This is a genomic window from Pseudomonas sp. SDO5215_S409 (assembly GCF_054071325.1).
This window is the reverse complement of the sequence record NZ_JBSVWN010000028.1, coordinates 51,708-74,347: the sequence shown is the minus strand read 5'-3', so window position 1 is coordinate 74,347 and position 22,640 is coordinate 51,708. Positions and strand designations below refer to the sequence as shown.

17 protein-coding genes are annotated in these 22,640 nt (G+C 62.0%); 4 read left to right on the top strand and 13 right to left on the bottom strand.

The annotated features are described in order from the left end of the window. Nucleotides 1-77: 77 nt before the first annotated feature. The 3 genes from ACW9H9_RS16060 to ACW9H9_RS16050 are packed head-to-tail and all read right to left on the bottom strand — an operon-like array spanning nt 78 to nt 2,868. A complete protein-coding gene (locus ACW9H9_RS16060; protein ID WP_457344200.1) occupies nt 78-770 on the bottom strand; it encodes a GntR family transcriptional regulator in 693 nt (230 codons plus the stop codon). A gap of 16 nt (nt 771-786) precedes the next feature. Then, on the bottom strand, nt 787-1,491 hold the full coding sequence (locus ACW9H9_RS16055) for a FadR/GntR family transcriptional regulator (RefSeq protein ID WP_457344199.1): 705 nt from the start codon (nt 1,489-1,491) through the stop codon (nt 787-789). A 51-nt stretch (nt 1,492-1,542) separates the two neighbouring features. Then, nucleotides 1,543-2,868, bottom strand: a complete 1,326-nt coding sequence (locus ACW9H9_RS16050) for a C4-dicarboxylate transporter DctA (RefSeq protein ID WP_457344201.1) — start codon at nt 2,866-2,868, stop codon at nt 1,543-1,545. A gap of 217 nt (nt 2,869-3,085) precedes the next feature. Here ACW9H9_RS16050 and ACW9H9_RS16045 point away from each other — a divergent pair, with 217 nt between their 5' ends. Continuing rightward, a complete protein-coding gene (locus ACW9H9_RS16045; RefSeq protein WP_457344198.1) occupies nt 3,086-3,715 on the top strand; it encodes a DNA-3-methyladenine glycosylase I in 630 nt (209 codons plus the stop codon). 36 nt (nt 3,716-3,751) lie between these two features. Here ACW9H9_RS16045 and ACW9H9_RS16040 read toward each other — a convergent pair whose 3' ends face one another. The 5 genes from ACW9H9_RS16040 to ACW9H9_RS16020 all read right to left on the bottom strand — a co-directional run bounded on the left by ACW9H9_RS16040 (nt 3,752) and on the right by ACW9H9_RS16020 (nt 9,350). Continuing rightward, nucleotides 3,752-4,519 (bottom strand): SDR family oxidoreductase, encoded by a 768-nt coding sequence (locus ACW9H9_RS16040; protein ID WP_457344197.1) that lies wholly within the window; start codon nt 4,517-4,519, stop codon nt 3,752-3,754. A gap of 17 nt (nt 4,520-4,536) precedes the next feature. After that, nucleotides 4,537-5,604: a phosphotransferase family protein gene (locus tag ACW9H9_RS16035; protein ID WP_457344196.1), complete on the bottom strand. Its 1,068-nt coding sequence runs from the start codon at nt 5,602-5,604 to the stop codon at nt 4,537-4,539. A gap of 130 nt (nt 5,605-5,734) precedes the next feature. Continuing rightward, entirely contained in the window at nt 5,735-7,591 is a 1,857-nt protein-coding gene (locus ACW9H9_RS16030; RefSeq protein WP_457344195.1) for a pilus assembly protein TadG-related protein, read from the bottom strand. Nucleotides 7,592-7,698: 107 nt separating this feature from the next. Then, entirely contained in the window at nt 7,699-8,649 is a 951-nt protein-coding gene (locus ACW9H9_RS16025; RefSeq protein WP_457344194.1) for a 2-hydroxyacid dehydrogenase, read from the bottom strand. Nucleotides 8,650-8,756: 107 nt separating this feature from the next. Then, a complete protein-coding gene (locus ACW9H9_RS16020) occupies nt 8,757-9,350 on the bottom strand; it encodes a TetR/AcrR family transcriptional regulator (RefSeq protein ID WP_457344193.1) in 594 nt (197 codons plus the stop codon). Nucleotides 9,351-9,599: 249 nt separating this feature from the next. Here ACW9H9_RS16020 and ACW9H9_RS16015 point away from each other — a divergent pair, with 249 nt between their 5' ends. After that, nucleotides 9,600-10,877, top strand: coding sequence for a serine/threonine transporter (locus ACW9H9_RS16015; RefSeq protein WP_457344192.1), 1,278 nt, complete (start codon nt 9,600-9,602; stop codon nt 10,875-10,877). 118 nt (nt 10,878-10,995) lie between these two features. On the opposite strand, the gene acnB is transcribed toward ACW9H9_RS16015, so the two are convergent. Then, the gene (gene acnB / locus ACW9H9_RS16010; protein ID WP_457344191.1) at nt 10,996-13,605 is read right to left on the bottom strand and encodes a bifunctional aconitate hydratase 2/2-methylisocitrate dehydratase; all 2,610 of its coding nucleotides are present in this window, start codon (nt 13,603-13,605) and stop codon (nt 10,996-10,998) included. Nucleotides 13,606-14,011: 406 nt separating this feature from the next. Here acnB and ACW9H9_RS16005 point away from each other — a divergent pair, with 406 nt between their 5' ends. Beyond that, on the top strand, nt 14,012-14,512 hold the full coding sequence (locus ACW9H9_RS16005; RefSeq protein WP_457344190.1) for a DUF1289 domain-containing protein: 501 nt from the start codon (nt 14,012-14,014) through the stop codon (nt 14,510-14,512). On the opposite strand, the gene ACW9H9_RS16000 is transcribed toward ACW9H9_RS16005, so the two are convergent. Next, nucleotides 14,482-15,345: a universal stress protein gene (locus ACW9H9_RS16000; protein WP_457344189.1), complete on the bottom strand. Its 864-nt coding sequence runs from the start codon at nt 15,343-15,345 to the stop codon at nt 14,482-14,484. The two genes, ACW9H9_RS16005 and ACW9H9_RS16000, sit on opposite strands and share 31 nt — an antisense overlap. 193 nt (nt 15,346-15,538) lie before the next feature. On the opposite strand from ACW9H9_RS16000, the gene miaE reads away from it, so the two are divergent. After that, nucleotides 15,539-16,141 carry a tRNA isopentenyl-2-thiomethyl-A-37 hydroxylase MiaE gene (gene miaE / locus ACW9H9_RS15995; RefSeq protein WP_457344188.1) on the top strand — a complete coding sequence of 201 codons (603 nt, stop codon included), beginning with the start codon at nt 15,539-15,541 and terminating at the stop codon, nt 16,139-16,141. Here the strand turns inward: miaE and ACW9H9_RS15990 are convergent. The 3 genes from ACW9H9_RS15990 to ACW9H9_RS15980 form a co-directional block, all read right to left on the bottom strand. Next, a complete protein-coding gene (locus tag ACW9H9_RS15990) occupies nt 16,097-17,296 on the bottom strand; it encodes an MFS transporter (RefSeq protein ID WP_457344187.1) in 1,200 nt (399 codons plus the stop codon). The two genes, miaE and ACW9H9_RS15990, sit on opposite strands and share 45 nt — an antisense overlap. A gap of 224 nt (nt 17,297-17,520) precedes the next feature. Further along, complete coding sequence (locus tag ACW9H9_RS15985; RefSeq protein WP_457344186.1) at nt 17,521-21,492, bottom strand: hypothetical protein; 3,972 nt, start codon at nt 21,490-21,492, stop codon at nt 17,521-17,523. 170 nt (nt 21,493-21,662) lie between these two features. Then, entirely contained in the window at nt 21,663-22,562 is a 900-nt protein-coding gene (locus ACW9H9_RS15980; RefSeq protein ID WP_457344185.1) for a LysR family transcriptional regulator, read from the bottom strand. Between the last annotated feature and the right edge of the window lie 78 nt (nt 22,563-22,640).

Sequence of the window (22,640 nt, the reverse complement as noted above, 5' to 3'; positions counted from 1 at the left end):
GTACGTACGGTGGTGTGAGAGGACGGCGGATGTGAATCCGCCTCCTACTCTATGCGGCCGTTGAAGCGCTGCGCGGTTCAGTCACGCGCAAGCAGCTTGGCTTCCAGGTGGTCCAGGTGCCGGGTCATCAACTCGACAGCCGAGCGCACGTCCCCGCGCTCCAGCGCATCCACGATCGCCACATGTTCCTGCCACGCGCAATACGTGCAGGCTTTCTTTTCATATTGGGCAATCACCAGCGACGTCAGCGGCACCAGGCTATTGAGAAATTGCGCCAGCGGCTGGTTACCGGCGATGGCGGCCAGTTGCAGGTGGAATTCCCCAGACAAGCGAATCGCCGGTGCGCGTTGGTCGCGTTCGATGCAGTCCCGTTCCCGTGCGATCAGCTCGCGCAGTTGGCGCAGTTGCGCCGGTTTGGCCTGGGCGCAGGCCAGTTGCACCACGGTGATTTCCGTCAGCCGCCGGGCTTCCAGGATTTGCCGGGTTTGCTGGGCATCCGGTGCGGCTACCTGGGCGCGGTGGTTGGGGCGCAGGATGATGACCTGCTGGTGCGAGAGCTTGGCCAGCACCCGGCGAATCACGCTGCGGCTCACCCCGAACGTTTCGCCCAGGCTTTGCTCGGTGAAGCGGCTGGCCGGGGCGATGCGTTGTTCCAGGATGGCGTCGAACAGGCGCGGGTAGATGTCGTCCACCGAGAGCTTTTTGCCCGTGACCAGGCGCACCGTGGGCAGGGTGATGACGTTGTCGCGTTGCAGGGCGTGTGCGGTCATGGCCGTTCTCCGTCAGTCAACTGCCCAGGTGGTCGTCCGGGATGTTCAGGGCAATGCCCATGCGCAGCCCTTCCTGCAGGATGTGCCGGCGCATTTCGGCGCTGGCCAGGGCGCTGTTCTTGTTGCGGATGGCGCGCACCACCGCATCGTTTTCTTGCAGGCGCTCGGCCAGGTGTTCGGGCGAGTTGCGCAGCACCTGGGCGCTTTGCTTCAGCGCGTTGCTGGTCTGTTGCACCACGTTCTGGAAAATCGGATTGGAGGTGAGTGCAAACAGCTCCTCGTGGAACGCAATGTAGGCGTTCATCCCGGCCTCGCTGTCACCGGCCTCGAGGGCTTCGCGCATGTCCATGAGGGTCAGGCGCAATTGGCCGACTTCCTTGCTGCTGATGGACTGCGCGACAAGGCCGACAATGAAGGGCTCCAGGGTGTAACGCAGTTGCAGGACATCGGCCAGGCTGGCGTCGGCCACGGCGCTGTCGCGGGCGTCGCTGTCGGCCACGCGGGTTTCCAGCACCACCACGCCCTTGCCGGGCATGGAGCGCACCAGCCCGAGGGTTTCCAGCACGATCACCGCTTCACGCAGGCTTGGGCGGCTGATGCCCATTTGCTCGGCCAGTTCGCGTTGGCCGGGCAGCATTTCACCGCGCCGCCACTGGCCCTTGGCGAGGGCGGCGCGCAGTTTTTCTACCACTGAATTGACGACGGTTGAGGTGCTGATCACGTCGTGCCTCCTGAATAAGGGGTGACCGCCCCGGGGGAGGGGCGGTGATGTTCAAAACTCCTGATGGGCCGGCAATACCGGTTTTTTCGCCTGGAACGCATAGCCTTGCTGGCCGTCCAGCACCTTGTTGGCGCGCTGGATATCAATGTCTTTTTCCCAGCGTGCGATGGCCACGGTGGCAACGCAGTTGCCGATCAGGTTAGTCAATGCGCGGCCAATGCCCATGAACCAGTCTACCGCCAGCACCAGCACGAGGCCGACCACCGGAATCGCCGGGATCGCCGTGAGGGTGGCCGCCAGGATCACCAGCGCCGAACCCGGAATGCCGTGGGCGCCTTTGGAGGTGATGAGCGACACCAGCAGGATGGTCAGCAGGTCGGTCATCGACAGCGGTGTGCCGGTGGCGTTAGCGATGAACACGATGGCCAGGGTCAGGTAGATCGAAAAGCCGTCCAGGTTGAACGAATAGCCGGTGGGAATCACCAGGCCTACGGTGGAGCTGCCAATGCCCAGGTGTTCCAGTTTGCGCATGATCTGTGGCAGCACTGCGTCGGAGGAGGCCGTGCCCATCACGATCAGCAGTTCCTCGCGCAGGTACTTGAGCAACGGCAGCATGCGCAGGCCGGAGAGGCGCATCACCAGGCCCAGTATCAGTGCGACAAAGGCCAGGCACGTGAGGTAGAACAGGCCCACCAGGCTGCCCAGGTGTTGCAGCGAATCCAGGCCGTAGGTGCTGGTGGTGAACGCAATGGCGCCGAATACGCCGATGGGCGCCAGGCGCACGATCATGCCCATGATGCGAAAGATCACGTGGCTCAGTTCGTTGATGAGTCGCGAGATACCCGAGGCCGATTCGCCTACAAGGTTCAGCGCGCTGCCAAACAGCACCGAGAACAGCAGCACCTGCAACACGTTGTTGTCGGCAAACGCGCCGATCACCGAGTTGGGGATGAGGTCCATCAGGAACTGGCTGGTGCCGCGCAGGTGGTGGCCCTTGTCGGCCAGCTCGTTCAGGCCGGCAGAGGAGAGCTGTTCCAGGTGAATGTTGGCGCCGGTGCCGATGCCCGTGCCAAAGGCCATGACCAGGCCGATCACCAGGGCGACGGTGGTCAGCACTTCAAAATAGATCACCGACTTGAGGCCGATGCGGCCGACTTTTTTCAGGTCGCCCGCCCCGGAAATGCCGCTGACCACCACGCAGAAGACGATCAGGCCGATCAGCATTTTGATCAGCTTGATAAAACCGTCACCCAAGGGTTTGAGTTGCGAAGAGAATTCGGGAAGTGTCAGGCCGCAGACGATGCCTATGACCAGGCCAATCACGACTTGCAGGAAAATCGAACGCGAGCACCATCTGAGCATGGGAGGGATCTCTATTCGGTGCCCCGGTGGTTCCGGGGCTTAATTGTTGTGGTCTGACCGGTAAGTCCAGTGCGGGGCCAGTCTACGCAGGGTGTTTTTTAAATCTCAAGTAAATATTTGACGGCTGTCGGGTCCCGGTCTGACCAGTGGGTTCGCAACGGTGATGCTTGAGCGGTTGGCGGGCCGGAAATTTTTTGGATTATCATCCCGCTCCCGTTTGACAAGGTGAGCTATGGACACGCCAGGACTGACAACGGACGACACCGGCGCCACGTATTGCACGTGGCGCATGGCCGAGCCGCAATACCCGCAGTACCACGACCACGAATGGGGCGTGCCGGTGGCGGGCGACATCGCGTTGTACGAGAAGATTTGCCTGGAAGGGTTTCAGGCGGGCATGGCGTGGATCACCATTTTGCGCAAGCGCGAAGACTTTCGCCGCGCCTTTGCAGGCTTTGACTTTCGCCAGGTGGCGCAGTACACCGACGCCGATATCGAACGGCTGATGGCCGACCCGGGCATCGTGCGTAATCGGGCCAAGATTGTGTCCACCATCAACAATGCCCGGCGGGCGTGCGAGCTGGTGGACGAAACCGGATCGCTGGCGGCGTGGATGTGGGCCTTCGAGCCCGGCGAAGATGAGCGCCCGCCCGTGGTGGACCTGGCCTACTGGGCGGGCAACCCGACGTCGGCGGCTTCGGTGCGGTTGTCCAAGGCCCTGAAAAAACGTGGCTGGACCTTTGTGGGGCCGACGACGATGTATGCGTTGATGCAGGCCACGGGCATGGTCAACGACCACCTGCAAGGCTGTGCCTGCAGGCCACGGATTGAAGTCTTGCGCCGGGCGTTCAAGCGCCCGTGAAACGCCAGGGTGCGGGGCGGCCCCGCACCCGCACGGTCAGGACAGGAAACCGCCGTCCACGTTCAGCGAGACACCGGTGGTGTAGCTGGACGCCTCGCTGGCCAGGAACAGCACCGCGCCCGCCATTTCGCTGGGCGCCGCCACGCGCTTGAGCGGGATCTGCGCCAGGGCCATCTTCAGGATCGAGTCGTTTTTTACCAGTGCCGAGGCGAACTTGGTGTCGGTGAGGCCCGGCAGCAGGGCATTGCAGCGGATGCCGAACGGCGCGCATTCCTTGGCGAAGACTTTGGTCATGTTGATCACGGCGGCTTTGGTCACCGAGTAGATGCCCTGGAATACGCCCGGCGAAATCCCGTTGATCGAGGCCACGTTGATGATGCTGCCGCCCCCGTTCTCGCGCATCAGCTTGCCAGCTTCCACCGACATGAAGAAGTAACCGCGGATGTTCACGTCAACGGTCTTCTGGAACGCGCCCAGGTCGGTGTCCAGCACGTTGCAGAACTGCGGGTTGGTGGCGGCGTTGTTGACCAGAATGTCGAGGCGCCCGAACTGTTCGCGAATGCCCGCGAACACCTGGGTAATCTGCTCCATCTCGCCAATGTGGCAGGCAACGGCGGTGGCCTTGCCGCCTTCGGCAGTGATGGCGTCGGCAACGTGCTGGCAGCCCTCGAGCTTGCGGCTGGACACGATCACATGGGCGCCTTGTTGGGCCAGCAACCGGGCGATGGCCTCGCCGATACCGCGGCTGGCGCCGGAAACAAAGGCGATCTTGCCGTCGAGGTCAAACAGTTGAGTCTTGGACATGGGGGTTCCTTAGGGGGTCAGAGGGCGGACTGCTTGATGACGTTCAGGCTCATGTGCTCCAGCAGCTTGTTCATGTGGATGAACGGTGCAAAGCGTTTGTCCTGGGTCTGGCCATGGAAGAAGCGGTAGTAGATCTGCTGCACGATCCCGGCCAGTCGGAACAGGCCGTAGGTGTAGTAGAAGTCGAAGTTATCGATCTGGATGCCCGCACGTTCGGCGTAGTAGTCCACGAACTGGCGACGGGTGAGCATGCCGGGAGCATTGCTTGGCTGGCGGCGCATCAGTTGCACTGGCGGCGGGTCGCCCGCTTCGATCCAGTAGGCGAGGGTGTTGCCCAGGTCCATCAGCGGGTCGCCCAGGGTGGTGAGTTCCCAGTCCAGCACGCCGATGATCTGCATCGGGTTGTGTGGGTCGAGGATCACATTGTCGAAGCGGTAGTCGTTGTGCACGATGCTGGAGGTGGGGTGGTCGGCGGGCATCTTGTCGTTGAGCCACGCGCGCACCGCGTCCCAGCTGGGTGCGTCGGGGGTCAGGGCTTTTTCGTAGCGCTCGCTCCAGCCGCGAATCTGGCGTGCCACGTACCCTTCGGGTTTGCCCAGGTCGCCCAGGCCACAGGCGGTGTAGTCCACTTGGTGCAGTTCGACGAATTTGTCGATGAAGCTTTTGCACAGCGCTTGAGTGCTGGCCGCGTCCAGGTTCAGTTCCGGCGGCAGGTCCGAGCGCAGGATGATGCCCTTGACCCGTTCCATCACGTAGAACTCGGCGCCGATCACCGACTCGTCGGTGCAATGCACATAGGCCTTGGGGCAGTACGGGAAGCCATCCTTGAGATGGTTGAGAATGCGAAACTCGCGGCCCATGTCGTGGGCAGACTTGGCTTTTTTGCCGAAGGGCGGGCGGCGCAGCACGAACTCCTGGCCTGGGTATTCCAGCAGGTAGGTCAGGTTCGACGCACCGCCGGGAAACTGGCTGATGGTCGGGGCACCGCTCAAGCCGGGGATGTGGGCCTTGAGGTAGGGATCGATCAGGCTGGCGTCAAGTTCTTCGCCCGCACGGATCTGGGTGGATTGGTCGTTAAGCGCCATGCTTATCCCTTCTGCTTATTTTTAAGGCCGTGGATTATTGGCTAATCTAATGCGCGCCGCCGCCCGGTCACAAGGTCGGTGCGGCTAAATAGGTTAGCGTGTTGGCCAATGATCAGCTTGCCTGATGGGTTCAGATCACCAGCATGGCGCGACCACCGGGGTTGCAGGACAGGTTGGCACCGATCTCGACTTTGGCCAGGTCCACGCCCAGCCCGGCAAGCAGGCCGTTGACCAGGGGGTCGAGAAGCGGGCTCAGCAGGCCGGAAATCAGCCCGCTGAGGGTGTTGAGCACGCCGCTCACCAGGTTGACCACCACCCCCAGCAACAGCCCCAACAAACCGCCGGCAGCCGGTGGATGGTTGATGAGCTGGATGCCGCCGAGGGTGTTGCTCAGGCTGCCGATGACGTTGCTGGCCTTGAAGCTGTAGTAGGCGGGCGGCTGATTGATCTTGGGGGGTGTGACGAACGTGTAAGGTTGCTCCGTCTTGGCCACCGGGCTGTCGATCTTCAGCCCCATGCCGCCCAGGCCATACGGCTGGCGGGGGCCGCAGGTAAACCCTGAACACTGTTTGATGCCCAGGTCCAGCACGGGAAACTCGTTGACCTCAAGTTCATTTTCATTGGAGGCAAACAGGTGGGTGGGGTCGATCTGCCCGATCATCAAGCGGACCGCCGACGTGGTGCCGACCACCGACAGCGAGGTGTCATCGGCCCCGTTGCAGCGAAAGTCACTGACATAACTGCTGCCGCTGGCGGCTTCCAGCGCAACGTCCAACGAGCCGCCGATACTCGGGCTGAGCTGGATGCCCAGAATGTTGAGAACGGTGGTGAGGGTTTGTACCAGGCCATTCACCGCATCCAGAATCGGCAACTCCACCGAGATCAACGTTCTGACCTGCGCGGTTCGCACGGCAATCGGTTTTTTGTCGATCAGCTGCGGGTTGCCGATCGCCGAGATCTGCGCCGGTTCAATCACCTTGGTCCTGACCGTGACCTTTGCCAGCCCCAGCAAATTGATGGGCAGCAGCGCTTCGACCGCGCTGTTCTTGTTGGACAGCTGCACGAACCCCTGGATCAGGTTGAACAACTGCAGGTTGACGTCCAGTGCCGCTTTGTCCGTGCCGTTCTGGATCAGAATCAGGTCTTTGAGGTTGAGAATCTTGGTGCCCGGCGCGATCAGTTGGATCTCTTTGAGGTTATTGATCTGCGCGGTGAACAGGGCACCGGAGCGCTCCAGCACCTTGATCGCTGCTTCGATCAGTTGGCCTGCGCTCACATCGGTCTTCAGCAGCCCGTCGTAGGTAAAGGCGTCGAGCTTGAGCACCACGGCCAGTGCATCCAGGTAGCTCAACAGGCTGATTTCGGTGTTGACCAGGCCCTGCCAGCCCAGGGCACTGATTTTCAGGCTGCCGCCCAACAGGCCGCCAATCAACGCATTCAAGGCCTGGGACTTGCTGCTGTCGACCGTCAGCAAGGTGGTGCGAATCGTCAGCGAGGCCAAAGGCGGTGGCGGTAAGGCGGCGACCGCCGTCGCACTGAGGGTGGTGGTGAGGTCGATCTTGCCCGAGGAAAACAGCGCCAGAACGCCCGCCGCGATACTGGTGGGCACCCGGTGCACGGCCGTCACCTGAATCGCCTCGGCCTTCAGTGGGTCGGCGCTGAAACGGCGAATAGAGTCGGCGCCGCTCACCAGCGTGCCGCAGGCGGTGGCCACGCTGCGGTCCTGATTGGGTGTGAAGTCATTGCGTATCGCGCTTTCACGGGCAAACTGCGCGGCGTTGTTGTCGGGGGGCGTGCACTTGCCGCCCCGGCTCACCGTTTCCAGGGCGGCGGTGTCGGCGACGCGCTGCAATTTGCGTTTTTCCAGGTGCAGGCGGCCGGTGTCGACCACCAGTACCAACAGCAGCAGCGCGAGGCTCAAGGTCATTGCGCTCATCAGCCCGATGGCCCCGCGTTGGCGGTTCGGCCCACGTCCATGGCGTAACATGCGGCGTTCCTTCGCCAGTCCAACACCGGCGTCCTGTGTTTCCCCGGGTGCAGTCTAGACGGGTTTTTGCAGGTCGCTGGCTATAAGCCATTATTTTGCTTTAACGATTAAGTGCGCGGTGGCAAGGCCACGGGGGTGAGGACCGGGCGCCCGGCGAAGTATTCCAGCAGGTTGTCCGCCACGCGTTGCACGGTGTCGTGGGCCGCTTCCGGCGAGAGCCCGGCCACGTGGGAGGTCAGCACGGTATTGCCCAGGCGCTTGAGGGCGTCCGGCACCTTGGGCTCGTCGTCGAACACATCCAGGGCCGCGCCGCCGATACGCCGCTGTTCAAGGGCGGCCACCAGGTCGTCGGTGACGATCACGCTGCCGCGTCCGATGTTCACCAAAAAGCCATTGGGGCCCAATGCGTCCAGCGCCTGGCGGCCGATCAGGTGGCGTGTGGCCGCGCCGCCCGGGGTGGCGAGGATCAAGAAGTCCGAGGCCCGGGCCAACTCCACGGCGGTGGCGCAATAGGTGTAGTCCACATCATCGCGGGGCTGGCGGTTGTGGTAGCTCACGTGCATGCCAAAACCCAGGGCTGCGCGTTGGGCGATTTCAAGGCCCACGGCGCCCAGGCCAAGAATGCCCAGTTGTTTGCCGGCCAGGGAAGGGCGCATGACCTTGGGCCATTCGCCGCGCCGCACGGCCGCATCGGTGCGTGGAATGTCGCGCACCAGCGACAGCAGCAAGGCCATGGCATGGTCGGCCACCGACGGTGCATTCACGCCCGCGCCGTTGGTGACCACGATTGCGCGATTGCTGGCCGCCTGCAGGTCGACATGCTCGTAACCTGCGCCGATCACGCAGATGATCTCCAGCAGCGGCAAGGCGGCGATTTCCTCGGCAAAAAGGCCCAATGGCCCGCGGGTGAGCACGGCCTGGATCTGCCCGCCATGGGCTTTGATCGCGTGTGCACGTTCGGCGGGCGTGGGCGCCAGAATCACATGAAAGCCACTGCCTTCGATGATCGGCAGGTAATCGTTGATGGTTTCAACCAGGACCAGAACGGTGACGGGCATGGGGCGGCTCTTTGTGAGGGCGATGGGCATCGATTATGGGGGATTTGTGGTACGCAGCGTTTGTCGGGCGAAGAAAAAGTTCAGCACCCGGTAGGCCCTTGCAGCGCTCAATGGGCGGCTTCAGGCAGCAGGGCTTGCCGGGTGGCTTCCAGGATCTCGTCCGACAGCGCGTCGCCGCGACTGGCCCGCGCCAGCGTCAGGGCGCCGACCATCATGGCGTATTCGGCCAGGGCGGCCTGTCGATTGCCTTGTTCGGAACCGGTGGGTTGCAAGGTTGCGAATTTCTTTAGCAGCGACTCAAGGCCGTCGATAAAGGCGCGCTGCAACGGGCTGCCGTCGGGCTCGTGGCAAATTTCCCCGGCAAAGGCGGCCACCGGGCAACCGTCTCCCGGGTTGTCGCGGCTTTGGGTGTCCAGGTAAGGGGCGATGAGGGCCCGGCGTGCCGACTCGGCGTCCGGGCATTCTTGCGTCTTGGCTTTCCAGCGCCCCCGGGACTCTTCGAACGCCCGTGCGCAGGCTTCTGTCGCCAGGGCCTCGCGGGACTCGAAATGCCCATAAAAGCCGCCGTGGGTCAGGCCGGCCGCGGCCATCACCTCGGAAACGCTGATGCCGTGGATGCCTTTTTCCCGAAACAGGCGGGTGGCGGCCTCGACGATGATTTCGCGGTTCAGATCGGCTTGTTTGCGGGACACGCGGGGCATGGCAGGTTCTCGGGCTGGGCGGGCGGTGAACGGTGTGTGGCAGTTGAACGTATAAAATAGATTCCACTAAAAATCTATAATTTTTTCGAAAAAACCCGCGTGCGCCGCCGGGGCGCACCACCGTTGCTCAGCTAAGTCTTTGCTTATTCAGGCGAATCCCGGACAATCGCGGCCCTGTTACGGTCGGGGCGCTGCCTGTCAGGTTTTTCTGACTCGTCCCGTCCGTGTGAAATGCGGAGATCCCAACGGATGAATGATCAGGCCAATAGCGTCGACGAACGCTACGCAACGACACCTGCAACCCTCGCAAGCTGGAGCCGCCAGGACACCACCTGGATGCTTGGCCTGTTCGGTACGGCGATTGGCGCCGGCACCTTGTTCTTGCCCATCAACGCAGGCCTGGGCGGCTTCTGGCCGCTGCTGGTGCTGGCGGTGCTGGCGTTCCCGATGACGTTTTTTGCCCACCGGGCGCTGACCCGTTTCGTACTGTCTGGCCGTGAAGGGTCCGACATCACCGACGTGGTCGAAGAGCACTTCGGCCTCAAGGCCGGTGCGGCGATCACCTTGCTGTACTTCTTTGCGATTTTCCCGATTCTGCTGATCTACAGCGTGGCGCTGACCAACACCGTCGGCAGCTTCATGGAGCATCAGTTGCACATCGCGCCGCCGCCCCGGGCGATCTTGTCACTGGTGCTGATCCTCGGCCTGCTGGCCGTGGTGCGCTGCGGCGAGCAGGTGATCGTCAAGGCCATGAGCCTGATGGTGTACCCGTTTATCGTGGCGTTGCTGTTTTTGGCGGTGTACCTGGTGCCGCACTGGACGGGCGGCATCCTCACCACCGCCAGCAACGTGCCCGCGCCGTCGGCACTGCTCAATACGTTGTGGCTGGCGATTCCGGTGATGGTGTTTTCGTTCAACCATTCGCCGATCATCTCGGCGTTTGCGGTCGACCAGAAACGCCAGTACGGCGCACATGCCGATGAGCGCAGCGCGCAGATCCTGTGCCGCGCGCACGTGCTGATGGTGGTGATGGTGCTGTTCTTCGTCTTTAGCTGCGTGCTGACCCTGTCGCCCGCGCAACTGGCGGAAGCGAAAGCGCAGAACCTGTCGATTTTGTCTTACCTGGCCAACCACTTCAGCAACCCGACCATCGCCTTCGCGGCGCCGTTGATTGCGTTCGTGGCCATTGCCAAGTCGTTCCTGGGCCATTACATCGGCGCCAGCGAAGGGCTCAAAGGGTTGGTGCTCAAGACCGGCCTGCGCCCGGGCGCCAAGGCGCTGGACCGCACGACCGCTGCCTTTATGCTGGTGGTGTGCTGGGTGGTGGCCACGCTTAACCCGAGCATCCTGGGCATGATCGAAACCCTGGGCGGGCCGGTCATTGCCGCCATCCTGTTCCTGATGCCGATGTACGCGATCCGCAAGGTGCCGGCCATGGCGAAATACCGTGGGCAGGCCTCCAACGTGTTTGTGACAGCGGTGGGCCTGGTGGCAATCAGCGCGCTGGTGTACTCGTTGGTGGCCTGAATGCAGGCGTGATGAAGGGCCGATCCGCCTGGCGGGTCGGCCCTTTTTTTGTACCGCTCGGGCATAAAAAAACGCCGCGTACCTGGCGATACGCGGCGTTTTTTATGTCAGCACACCCTTAGGCTTGAATCACCGGGATGTTGGCGCTTGCCGCGATTTTACGGAACTCGGCGATCTGGTCGAAGTTCAGGTAGCGGTAAACGTCGCTGGCCATGGTGTCGATCTTCGCCGCGTACTCCATGTACTCCTCGACGGTCGGCAGGCGACCCAGGATGGAGGCCACGGACGCCAGCTCAGCCGAAGCCAGGTAGACGTTCGCGCCGTCACCCAGACGGTTCGGGAAGTTACGGGTAGAGGTCGATACCACGGTGGCGTTCGGCTCTACACGTGCCTGGTTACCCATGCACAGGGAGCAGCCCGGCATTTCCATGCGTGCGCCCGCTTTGCCGTAGATGCCGTAGTAGCCTTCTTCGGTCAGTTGGTGCGCGTCCATCTTGGTTGGCGGCGACAGCCACAGACGGGTTGGCAGCTGGCCCTTGACCTGATCGAGCAACTTGCCGGCAGCGCGGAAGTGACCGATGTTGGTCATGCACGAACCGATGAACACTTCGTCGATCTTCTCGCCAGCCACGCTGGAGAGCAGACGGGCGTCGTCCGGGTCGTTTGGCGCGCAGAGCACAGGCTCGTTGATTTCGGCCAGGTCGATCTCGATGATTTCGGCGTATTCGGCGTCGGCATCGGCTTCCATCAGTTCCGGGTTGGCCACCCAGGCTTCCATCGCTTGGGCGCGACGTTCCAGGGTACGCACGTCACCGTAGCCTTCGCCGATCATCCAGCGCAGCAGGGTGATGTTGGAGTTCAGGTACTCGGTGATCGACTCTTTGGACAGCTTGATGGTGCAACCGGCAGCCGAACGTTCGGCCGAGGCGTCGGACAGCTCGAACGCTTGTTCCAGCGTCAAGCCTTCCAGGCCTTCGATTTCCAGGATGCGGCCGGAGAAGGCGTTTTTCTTGCCTTTCTTCTCGACGGTCAACAGGCCTTTCTGGATCGCGTAGTAAGGAATGGCATGAACCAGGTCACGCAGGGTGATGCCAGGTTTCATCTTGCCTTTGAAGCGCACCAGGATCGATTCCGGCATGTCCAGCGGCATCACGCCGGTGGCAGCCGCGAACGCGACCAGGCCCGAACCTGCCGGGAACGAGATGCCCATCGGGAAACGGGTGTGGGAGTCACCGCCCGTGCCGACGGTGTCCGGCAGCAACATGCGGTTCAGCCAGCTGTGGATGATGCCGTCGCCCGGACGCAGCGAAACACCGCCACGGGTCATGATGAAGTCAGGCAACGTGTGGTGGGTGGTCACGTCGATCGGCTTTGGATAGGCCGCGGTGTGGCAGAACGACTGCATCACCAGATCAGCGGAGAAGCCCAGGCACGCCAGGTCTTTTAGCTCGTCACGGGTCATTGGACCGGTGGTGTCCTGGGAGCCCACGGTGGTCATCTTCGGTTCGCAGTAGGTGCCAGGACGAACGCCTTTGCCTTCTGCCAGACCGCAGGCCTTGCCGACCATTTTCTGCGCCAGGGTATAACCCTTGGTGCTTTCGGCTGGCGCTTCGGGCAGCTTGAACAGGGTCGAAGCCGGCAGGCCCAGTTCGGCACGGGCTTTTTCGGTCAGGCCACGGCCGATGATCAGCGGGATACGACCGCCAGCACGGACTTCGTCCAACAGTACCGGGGTTTTCAGCTCAAACGTGGTCAGCACTTCATCGCTGTTGTGCTTGGTGACTTTGCCAGCATGCGGGTACAGGTCGATCACGTCGCCCATGTTCATGTTGGACACGTCGAACTCGATGGGCAGTGCGCCGGCATCTTCCATGGTGTTGTAGAAGATCGGAGCGATCTTGCTGCCAAAGCAGAAGCCGCCGCCGCGCTTGTTCGGCACGTACGGGACGTCGTCGCCGAAGAACCACAGCACGGAGTTGGTTGCCGATTTACGCGACGAACCCGTGCCGACCACGTCACCGACGTAGGCGATCGGGAAACCCTGGCCGCGCATTTCTTCGATCTGCTTCATCGGGCCGGTGGTGCCTTGGACATCCGGCACGATACCGTCACGGGCCATTTTCAGCATGGCCAGGGCGTGCAGTGGGATGTCAGGGCGCGACCAGGCGTCCGGGGCAGGGGACAGGTCGTCGGTGTTGGTTTCGCCGGTGACCTTGAACACGCGCAGGCTGATCTTGTCGGCCAGGGTCGGGCGGTTCTTGAACCACTCGCCGTCAGCCCAGGACTGGATCACGGCCTTGGCGTGCTCGTTGCCGTTGCGGGCTTTTTCGGCCACGTCGTGGAAGGCATCGAACATCAGCAGGGTGTGCTTGAGTTGCGCGGCAGCCACCGGGGCCAGCTCGGCGTCGTCCAGCAGGTCGACCAGGGTCACGATGTTGTAGCCGCCCTGCATGGTGCCGAGCAGTTCAACCGCGCGCTTCTTGTCGAGCAGGGGAGAATTGACTTCGCCCTTGGCCAGGGCAGACAGGAAACCGGCCTTGACGTAGGCAGCTTCGTCAACGCCTGGTGGAATACGGTTGGTGATCAGGTCAACGAGGAAGTTTTCTTCGCCAGCCGGGGGATTTTTCAGCAGCTCAACCAGGCCTGCAGTTTGTTCGGCGTTTAGCGGCTGGGGAACGATACCCAGGGCTGCACGCTCTTCGATATGTTTGCGGTAGGCTTCAAGCACAGTATTACCCTCATCAGTGGTCCCAAATGGATGTCCGGGACGCTCATCCAGAAATGCGCGGCACGCATGCGCTCGGGGGCTTTTTGAGCCGCAGAGCCAGCGCTGCCGACATTCCTCACAGAAGCTGCTTTCAAAGTTTTACGCCTGCGGAACGGAGCTGATGAGGGTTGGCGCAGGTCATTCACTACCGGGTAAATGACCGTTGCCAACACCGTTCTTTAGGATCGACTGTGCTCGTGACGCTTTGAAAACAGCTTCCAACGGACTATTGGCGCCTTACAAGGCCGGATGATTCTACGGCAAAAAATTTCTAAACGTAAGTTGCCTCGCCAAGTTTGCAGGGTGATGAACGTTAGACAAAGGGCTAACATAGGCCACTGTTTCGCTGATTTGTGTGTTGCTGCCCATGTCCAACCAAACCATCAAAACCCCCTGCGTGGGCCTGTGTTCAACGGTCTACGGCGATCTTGTGTGCCGCGGCTGCAAGCGTTTCCACCATGAAGTGATCCAGTGGAACGGCTACAACGAGGAAGAAAAACGCGCCGTGTGGCTGCGGCTTGAGCAATTGCTGGTGCAGGTGATGGCCGGCAAACTCGAGGTGTTCGACCCCAAGGCACTGCGCGGGCAACTGGAGCAGCGCAAGATCCGCTTTGTGCCGCACCAGTCCGAATACTGCTGGGCCTACCAGTTGATCGCCCGGGGCGCGCGTGTCATCAGCAACCTTGAGGCCTATGGCATGGTGCTCATGCCCGAATTTCGCGGGTGGGCGCTGCCGGAACTGCGCGACGCCATTGACCGGGAGTTTTTTATCCTGTCCGAGGCGCACTACCAACGCTACATCGCCCCCGGCTTTCTCAAGGATGCGCTCGGGGAGCCTCAGGGCTTGCTGGCCAGGTCCTCCAAGTGATCCATCAACGTCTGGGGCTTGAGCACCAGCACGTCACTCTCCAGCGCATCGAGCACCACCTCGGCGGTATTGCCGATCAACGCCCCTGAAAGCCCGGTACGCGCCACGGTGCCGATGATCGTCAGCGCCGCTTCCCAAGTGTGCGCGGCCCGCGGGATCAGCACATCCGCCGGGCCTTCTTCGATATGCAGGCGTGCATCCTCGATATCGAACTCGGCCTGGAATCGGGCGCACTGCTCGCGGTAGCGCGCCTCGATGGTTTCCTTGAGCTGAAACACCGGGTCACTCGCCGACAGCATGGGCGAGGGGTGCGCGCTGATCACATGCAACTGGGCCTTGGCGACGCTGGCGATATCAAACCCGTGATCGATGATGGCGTTGTGCAGCGCCTGGTGCTCGCTGTCGGCATTGCCCACGTCAATCGTCGCCAGGATGACCCGGCCTGCCCACGGCGTTGCCGTCTTGACCAGCAGCACGGGCGTCGGGCAATAGCGCAACAGCTTCCAGTCCGCGGGTGTCAGCAGGGCTTTTTTCAACGGGCTGTCGGGCACGTGCTGCTTGATCACCAGCCCGCAGCCTTCGGCTTGCTGCACGTCGATGATGGTTTCATGCAGGCTGTCGTTCCAGGCCTGTTCGGTGGTGACGCTATAGCCGTCCTCCTGCAGGCCGGCCTTGAGCAGGCTGAGCAGCGCCGAGTGTTCGTGCTTTTTGTCGCACACCAGCAAATGCAGGTGTGCCCCGGTGACGCCCGCGATCAACTTGGCGCGCTTGAGGGCCAGGCTGTCTGAGTGTTCGGGCTCGATGACCACCAGAATGCTGCGGATGGCTTGCATGGTCGGGATCTCCAGGGAACGGTTGGGCGTTGCACAACTATAGTTGGTGCCCGGCATCCGGCTTGTTGATGCACATCAAGGCCGGTGGCTGGTGGTCTGCGGCGCGGTCGGTATAATCGGCGCCCTTTGCTGTGAACCCACACCCCGTGAGCCTCATGTCGCCGATTTTTGCCGTTGTGCCGGAAGCAATCCTATGAATTTGCCGCAAATCCACGAATTCCTCGGCTGCCGCACCCCCGACGCGTGGGTCCAGGCCGCGCTGGCCGACCAGGAAACCCTGCTGATCGACCACAAAAACTGCGAATTCAAGGCCGCGAGCACGGCCCTGAGCCTGATCGCCAAGTACCACAGCCACGCCGACCTGATCAATATGATGTCGCGCCTGGCCCGTGAAGAGCTCGTGCACCATGAGCAAGTCATGCGCCTGATGAAAAAGCGCAAGATCGAACTGCGCCAGTTGTCTGCTGGCCGTTATGCCTCGGGTTTACGCAAGGTGGTGCGCAGCCATGAGCCGGTCAAACTGGTGGACACGCTGGTGGTCGGCGCGTTTATCGAAGCGCGCAGTTGTGAGCGTTTTGAAGCGATGGTGCCGCACTTGGACGAAGAACTCGGCACGTTCTACTTCGGCCTGCTCAAAAGCGAGGCGCGGCATTTTCAGGGTTACTTGAAGCTGGCCTATCAATATGGCGACGCCAAGGATATCGCCCAGGTCATCGACCGGGTGCGCGACGCCGAGCAGGCGCTGATCGAGTCACCGGACGTCGAGTTCCGCTTTCACAGTGGCGTGCCAGCCTGACGCCACACCCACGCCGAGCAGCGCGGTGATGCCGGTCAGCCACAGGATCACCGCCTGGGCCCCCAGCGGCGCGGCCAGCAGCGCCACGAGCAGGCCAGCCAGGGGTTGTGACAGGTTGTTGAGCAGGGTGATCACGCCCACCGTCTTGCCAAAGTCTCTGCGCGGAATTACCCGCTGGCGCGTGCTGCGCATGTACACGTTGAACATCTTGTCAAAGCCCGCCACCAGCAGAAACCCGACGCTGTAAAGCCATACGTCGGGGCTGATCGCGGTGATCAACCCGCCCACGGCAATCATCGAATACGACAAACCGCCGAGCATTTTCAGGGCCAGCGTCGCACGTGCCAGGTAAAACAGGATTCCGATGGTCACCAGCGCCCCCGCGGCCTGCAGCAGCGCGTAGGCATCGTTGCCGGCTGCGTACTGGCCGGTCACCAGGGCGGCGGACGTGGCCAGGGTCACGCCGACGATCAGGTTGACGCCTACCGCCAGGGTGATGATGCGCTTGAGCTCGGGCAGCGTACGGATATGCCCGAGGGCGATGCGCAACGGTTGCAGGCCGATACCCTGCTGCGGTTCAACAGCGACCACGGCCGCACAGGCGCTGCTTTGCCACACCCGCATCGCCAGGTCCGCCAGCCAAAACAGCCCCGCAATCCCCAACACCGCCCAGGGCCAGGTCGTCCATTGCAGCAACAGCGCGGCCAGTAAAGGCCCGAGCACCAGGCCTGCCTGGTCGGCGATCTGCGAGTAGGAGAGGGTCTTGGCGTAGCGGTATTGCGCGAAGCTATGCGCCAGCAACACTTCACGGGCCATGATGCCCTGGGTGGTCAGCACCCCGCACACCGCCGACAGCACGACAACCCAGTGAATCCCGCCAAACACCGCGTAAAGCGCCATGGCCGCCATGCAAGTGGCCGCCCGGTACACCTGGCTGATATGCAGTAGGCGCACCGCCGGGTACTTGTCGCACAAGGCGCCGCACACCGGAAATGCCAGGTAGCGCGGCAGCGACTCGACAAAAAATGCCAGCCCCGCCCACGACACGCTCTGCGTGGTTTGAAACACGATCAGCGGCACGATGAACAGCAACACCTGGTCCGCCAGGCGCGATAGAAACAGTGAAATAAAAAACGCCAGGTAATCCTTGCGCATACAACGTCCTGTCGGTGGCGTTAAAAATTACGGGGTCTTGGTTAAAAACGCTTAAAAGCATGAAGCGGGGGTGGCCAACGGCGTCTGTTCGTCAGCTTGCCACCGACAATGCGCGCACTTCAATCCGCCCTCGCCAACAGCCCAGTCGAGAATGCCGCGCACGGTGCGAACATGGCGAGCCTGCCGACCATCAAGGACAGGCTCGTAGGTTACGTGCGCCGGGCTCAGCGAGGGAATTTCACCGGATCGTAAGTGACTCGGGTGGGTACGCCCTCTATATCGACAATGATCTTCTTACCGTTAGGTTTGACGACCTTGGTGGTCATTTTGCCCACATAGGCGTTTTGCATCAGCACCTCCGCCGATTGCTCGGCAACTTCCCGGGGGGTGCCTGGAAACCGTCGGTTGATATGCGCGATCAGGTCGTTGCGCGCGTCGGTGACCGAGGTGGAACCGTGTGTGAGGAACACGGGCCCTTCAAACGCCTTTACCGGGCGCTGAATCTTCTTTTGCAACTGCGCAGCAAACGATTTGCTGCCGCGTCCTTCCCCGGAATGACACACCAGTAACCGCACATTGTTGTATTTGGAAAGATCGACCCCCTTGCTTTTCAACAGGTTTAGTAAGTCCGACGGCGAATAGCCCTGATTGTTGATCACCAATTGTGTGCCGTTGCCCAGAACCTTGTCGGTAAAGCTACGGGGCGCGCCGTGCGCCACCACATTGATGCGCTCGACGCCTTTATAAACATCCACGTAAGTGTGAATTTCATTGTCGATCAACTTGAGTTCTTTCATCGTGCCGCCCATGCGGATCACGTTGTCACGTTTGAGGCCTGTGTCGAACGAGGCGTGGCCAGAGGCGGGTGTGAAACCGTCCAGGGCTTTTCCGTAGGCCTTGTTTTTTGCAGGGTCAAACGCAAACCATTGTCCGGTTTTTTCATCGAGCCTGGCCGTGGCCGTCAGCTCGTCCTTGCCTTTCTTGTAGGCGCCATGGGCGATGTCCGGCCGCCGGCTGGTGCGGCTCGGGTCGAATTTTGCCGCGTTGCCTCGACGCAGCGTGCGCAGGCCGTCGAGTGTGTCTGGGCTTGAGGTAAGCGCTGGGCCCAGCAGTCGCTTGCCGAAGGGTTTGCTGGCGGCCTTGACCACACCGGGCGCCGCTTTGGCGCCCCGGCCAAACCCGGCGGTGGTTGCATACATCACCGTGTCAAAAATCAGATCACCGGCCACCCCCAGCCAATTGCCCTTGATCACGTTGCGTATTAAAGGCACCAGGGGGATAGCCCCCAAAACGGCTTCTTTGGTTGCCTCGCGCTGCGCATCTTCCTCTTCAAACCGGGTGGTGTGCTTGGTCGCGGCCTTTATCTGCTCAAAGTCATAGGCCTTGGTGGTATGCCGGGACAGCAGTTCACCGAGGAACCGGCTGCGGGGGCTGGTGTACGAGGCGGGTGCAGCCTGGGTGGTGGGGGGGCTGGCTTGCAGCTGTGCTTCGTCCAGGTCTTGCGGCACCTGCGCTTGAGTGATGGCGGTCGCGGTGAAGTCATCCCTGACGCCCCAGCCGGACGGCTGCTTGACCCATTCGCTTTGCACACCGGTCTTGAAGTCGCTGCTCAAGTCGTCCCGTTTACGGATGAAATTCTGCTGCGGCGATACTTCATAAAACGTGGTTTGCCCGTCGCGCACGGTTTTAATCAGCAGCGAGCGTTTGCCATTGTGTTGCTGCGGGCGCAGGTCCGAGGACGTGTGAGTGCCTTGGGGTGACTCGATCACATGTTTGGACACGGCGCCTTCTTCAAAAATCTCAAGCTGGCCGTATTCAAGGTTCTTGCGGTCCTCAAGGGGCAACTGTGAAATCAGATGGCGGGTGAGGCTGGCGAAGCCCTTTTCGATGCCGGTTTTATAACGGGAGAACGCGGCTTCGTGCAGTTGCTGGGGAACGGGGAGTTGCTGGATCGCGTCGGTGACATCGCTGGGTACGTTCTTGCCGTCCAGCGAGTACCACTGGGTCAACTCTTTCGAGCTGACGGCATGTTCCGATAAGTAAATATCCAGCACCGAATACGGGCCTTCATTGACCGACAGCTCGTCGCTCAACGCATTGTGGGTACGGGCCGACGGGTTGGTGATGCTGGGTTGTTCCAACGCCACGTTCTTGAGGCGCTCGCCCAGCGCCTGCAACGCCACCTCCTTTTGGGTGGGCGCGGAGGCCTTGAGGGCGGCGACGGCCTCTTGCAGGTCGCTCATCACCTCGGCCAGCGCTGTTTGCGCTGCAGTGATCTGGTCCGCCGAATAAGTGTCCGACGGCACCAGCACACCCTGCGCCAGGCCCCAGTCGATCAGGGCTTGGCGCGTGGCCTCGCTGCGCAATGCCTTCTCGCGTTCGGTCACAGGCTCAATGGCGTCATATTCGATCACCTGGGCAAAGGTCATGGACGCACTGGCGCCCGGCTGAGTCGCCTCAATGTGGCCCACCGTCGCTTTGAGGCTGAACCAGGCCAGCGAGCCGTAGGTCACGTCGGCCGGTAGCCCCTGTACGAGTAATTCCGGCGCCACTTGCGAGAGCAGCAGGTGCGCGGCAACCGGCGCCATCTCACGGCTGCACCGATGGGTGGCGATCAGACGCTCAATCAGCGCCTGCTTGATCTCGGCGAGTGGTTTGCCGTGGAACCGCTCGTCCGCGAGATTGAACCCGGCGACGTGGTTTCTCGGGTTTTTACCCAGCGTGAGATTAACGTCGAGCCCGGCGATGATCGCCCCCAACACCAGGTCGCGGCTGCCCTCGCTGGGCGCGGTGCCCATTTTTTGTTGCAGGGCTGTCTCCAGCGCCTGCGCCTTGGGCGACTCGAGAATTTCCTGGATGACCCGGCGTGGATTATTGAGCGCCGAGGCGGGCCAGTGACGATTTTGAGTCAGATAGCCAAGGGCGCCGTGTTCTTGCTCCAGCGGGGTTTGCGATTCAAGGCCGGGCAAGCGCAGGTTGTTGTAGCGCACATGGCTATAGAGCTGCCGTTTTTCCAGGTCGCTCAGCGGCGCTTCCCAGCCCAGCGCGCCACTGAAATTGCCATACGGCACCGGTTGCAAGGGCGCACGCTGCACGGCTTTCAGCAGGTTGGTGACTTCTTCGACCGTTTGCGGCACGGCCCAGCCGTGATCCACGATGAACCGCATGAGGCTCACCTGTTCGCCAGGCTCAAGCGATTCGTCGTGGGAGTACCAGGAGGCGGGGTCGACCGGCATGTGGGTTTCTTCCAGCATTGTCGCAACCCAGGCTTTTTCTTTCTCCGCGCGTTGTTCAGGGCTGGGTAGGCGCGGCAACAATATAGGTTGCGTGCCGTGGTCCTCGGGCGTGGTGAGGCGTGTTTGCAAACGCTCGGTCAGGGTGTGCACAAACACGCGTGTGGTGTGGATATCACCCAGTTGCCGGGCCTGGTCCTGCAGGGTTTCTTCGGACCGCGCACCGGGCGGCTGCGCCTCAAGATGAGCGCCTTGCAGGGCAAAGGTCGGGTTTTGGCTCAGCTCCTCGGCCCGCTGGTTGAGCGCGTCCTGCGTGTCGGGCACGGTCTCCCCGTAAAAGGCCGCCAGCTCTTCAAGCGACGCAGGCCGCTCGGGCTGTGCGCCGGGTTGCGCACTGACGGCGAATCGACCGGAGGCCAGTGTATGAGCGGCGTCCATGATCAGCGGCCAGCTCAGCGGCAGTGCGTGACTGTTGCTGTAATCGGCGCCAAACAGCTGCGCCCTGGGCGCCGTACGCGTGGACGCTGAGGGGCCAAAGCCGTCAAAGGGCGAGGGTAAGACCGTGCACTTGATAAACCCCGCTCGATTGCCGTTGGGCGGATAGATCCGGATCGGCTTTGAAAGGTCGATGCGGTTATCGATGGCCCAGCGTTTGAAATCCTCGCTGCCCACCAGGTCGTCCACGTGCTGGCGCCACCGGCCAAATGTGGAGTTCGCCGGAATCGGCCCAATCCCCAGATTCGCCTGCGTGAACAGCGGGGCCTGGTTGGCGGCATCCGATAACGCCTTGCCATACAGGCCCGCCAGCGCCCTGTCGTCGTTGACACTGGGGATGTCGTTTGACGGGCCCGGGGTAGGGTCATCAGCTGGCTTGGCGGCGACGGCGCCGGTGTCGTCAGAACGCTTGATACGTAACGCAGGGGTATAAACGTTCACCGCGGGAGCGTGAAGGGGCAGGGTCATCGGGAAGCCTCAGGGGAGTTGACGGGAAAACGCTACCGGCGGAATTTTCACCGGCTGTTCGGTACGTTTTCGTGGCCAACTCCACCCCTTGGTTCCTCTCGATGATGGTGCAAATGTTTCAGCGTGCGCTACTCGGTCAGCCCCAACGGCACACGCCCGCCAGCGCAGGATTACCCTGCGTTGACGGTGTCTGGCATTAACGTCGCAATCAGCGCCCGAATGGTCCCCGGCAATGCCTCGAGCTCGCGCACCAGGATGCTGCGTTCGCGGATCGCCCAGCTTTCGTCCAGCTTGACCGTGACCAGCCGCATGGTGCGGCTGTGCCGCACGGCCGCAGACTCCGGGATGATGCCAATACCCACGCCAGCCTCGACCATCCGGCAAATCGCCTCAAAACTCGACACCTGGATACGCAGCGACAAATGCTTGCCGAGGCGTTCGACGTGTTCGCGCAAAAACGTCAGCAAGGTGCTGCCCTCGTGCAGGCCGATGTGCTGATAGGCGAGGGTCTTGTCCAGCGTCACCGAGGGTTGATGGGCCAGCGGGTGACCCACGGGCACCATCAGCACCAGCTCGTCGGTGCTGAAGTGCAACACCTGCAAGCCCGCCGCCTGGACAGGCCCGGCGATGATGCCCATGTCGCTGGTGCCGTCGAGCACGCCGCGCACGATGTCGCGTGACAGGCGTTCTTGCAGGTCCACCGTCACGCCGGGGCGCTGGGACAGGAAACCCGCCAGCACTTCGGGCAAAAATTCGGTGACCGCCGTGGTGTTGGCAAAGATGCGGATGTGCCCGGCGGAGTCCACGCCATATTGGGTGAATTCGCTCTTGAGGTAGTCCACCTGGCGCATGATCAAGCGCGCGTGGTGCAGCAGCCGTTCACCCGCCGGGGTGACTTCCACGCCACGGCTGTCGCGGTAGAGCAAACGCGTGTCCAACTGGCCTTCCAGCGCCTTGATCCGCGCACTGGCGGCGGCGGGGGACAGGTAGGCGCGCTTGGCACCCTGGGTCAGGCTGGGGGATTCGGCGATGTGGATAAACAAACGCAAATCGGCAAGATCAAAGTGCATGGCGACTCCCGGGGGACACCCGTGCGGCAACGTGGCGTTCAGCATAACCGAACGCTGCTTTATTGAAATGCAAATTCT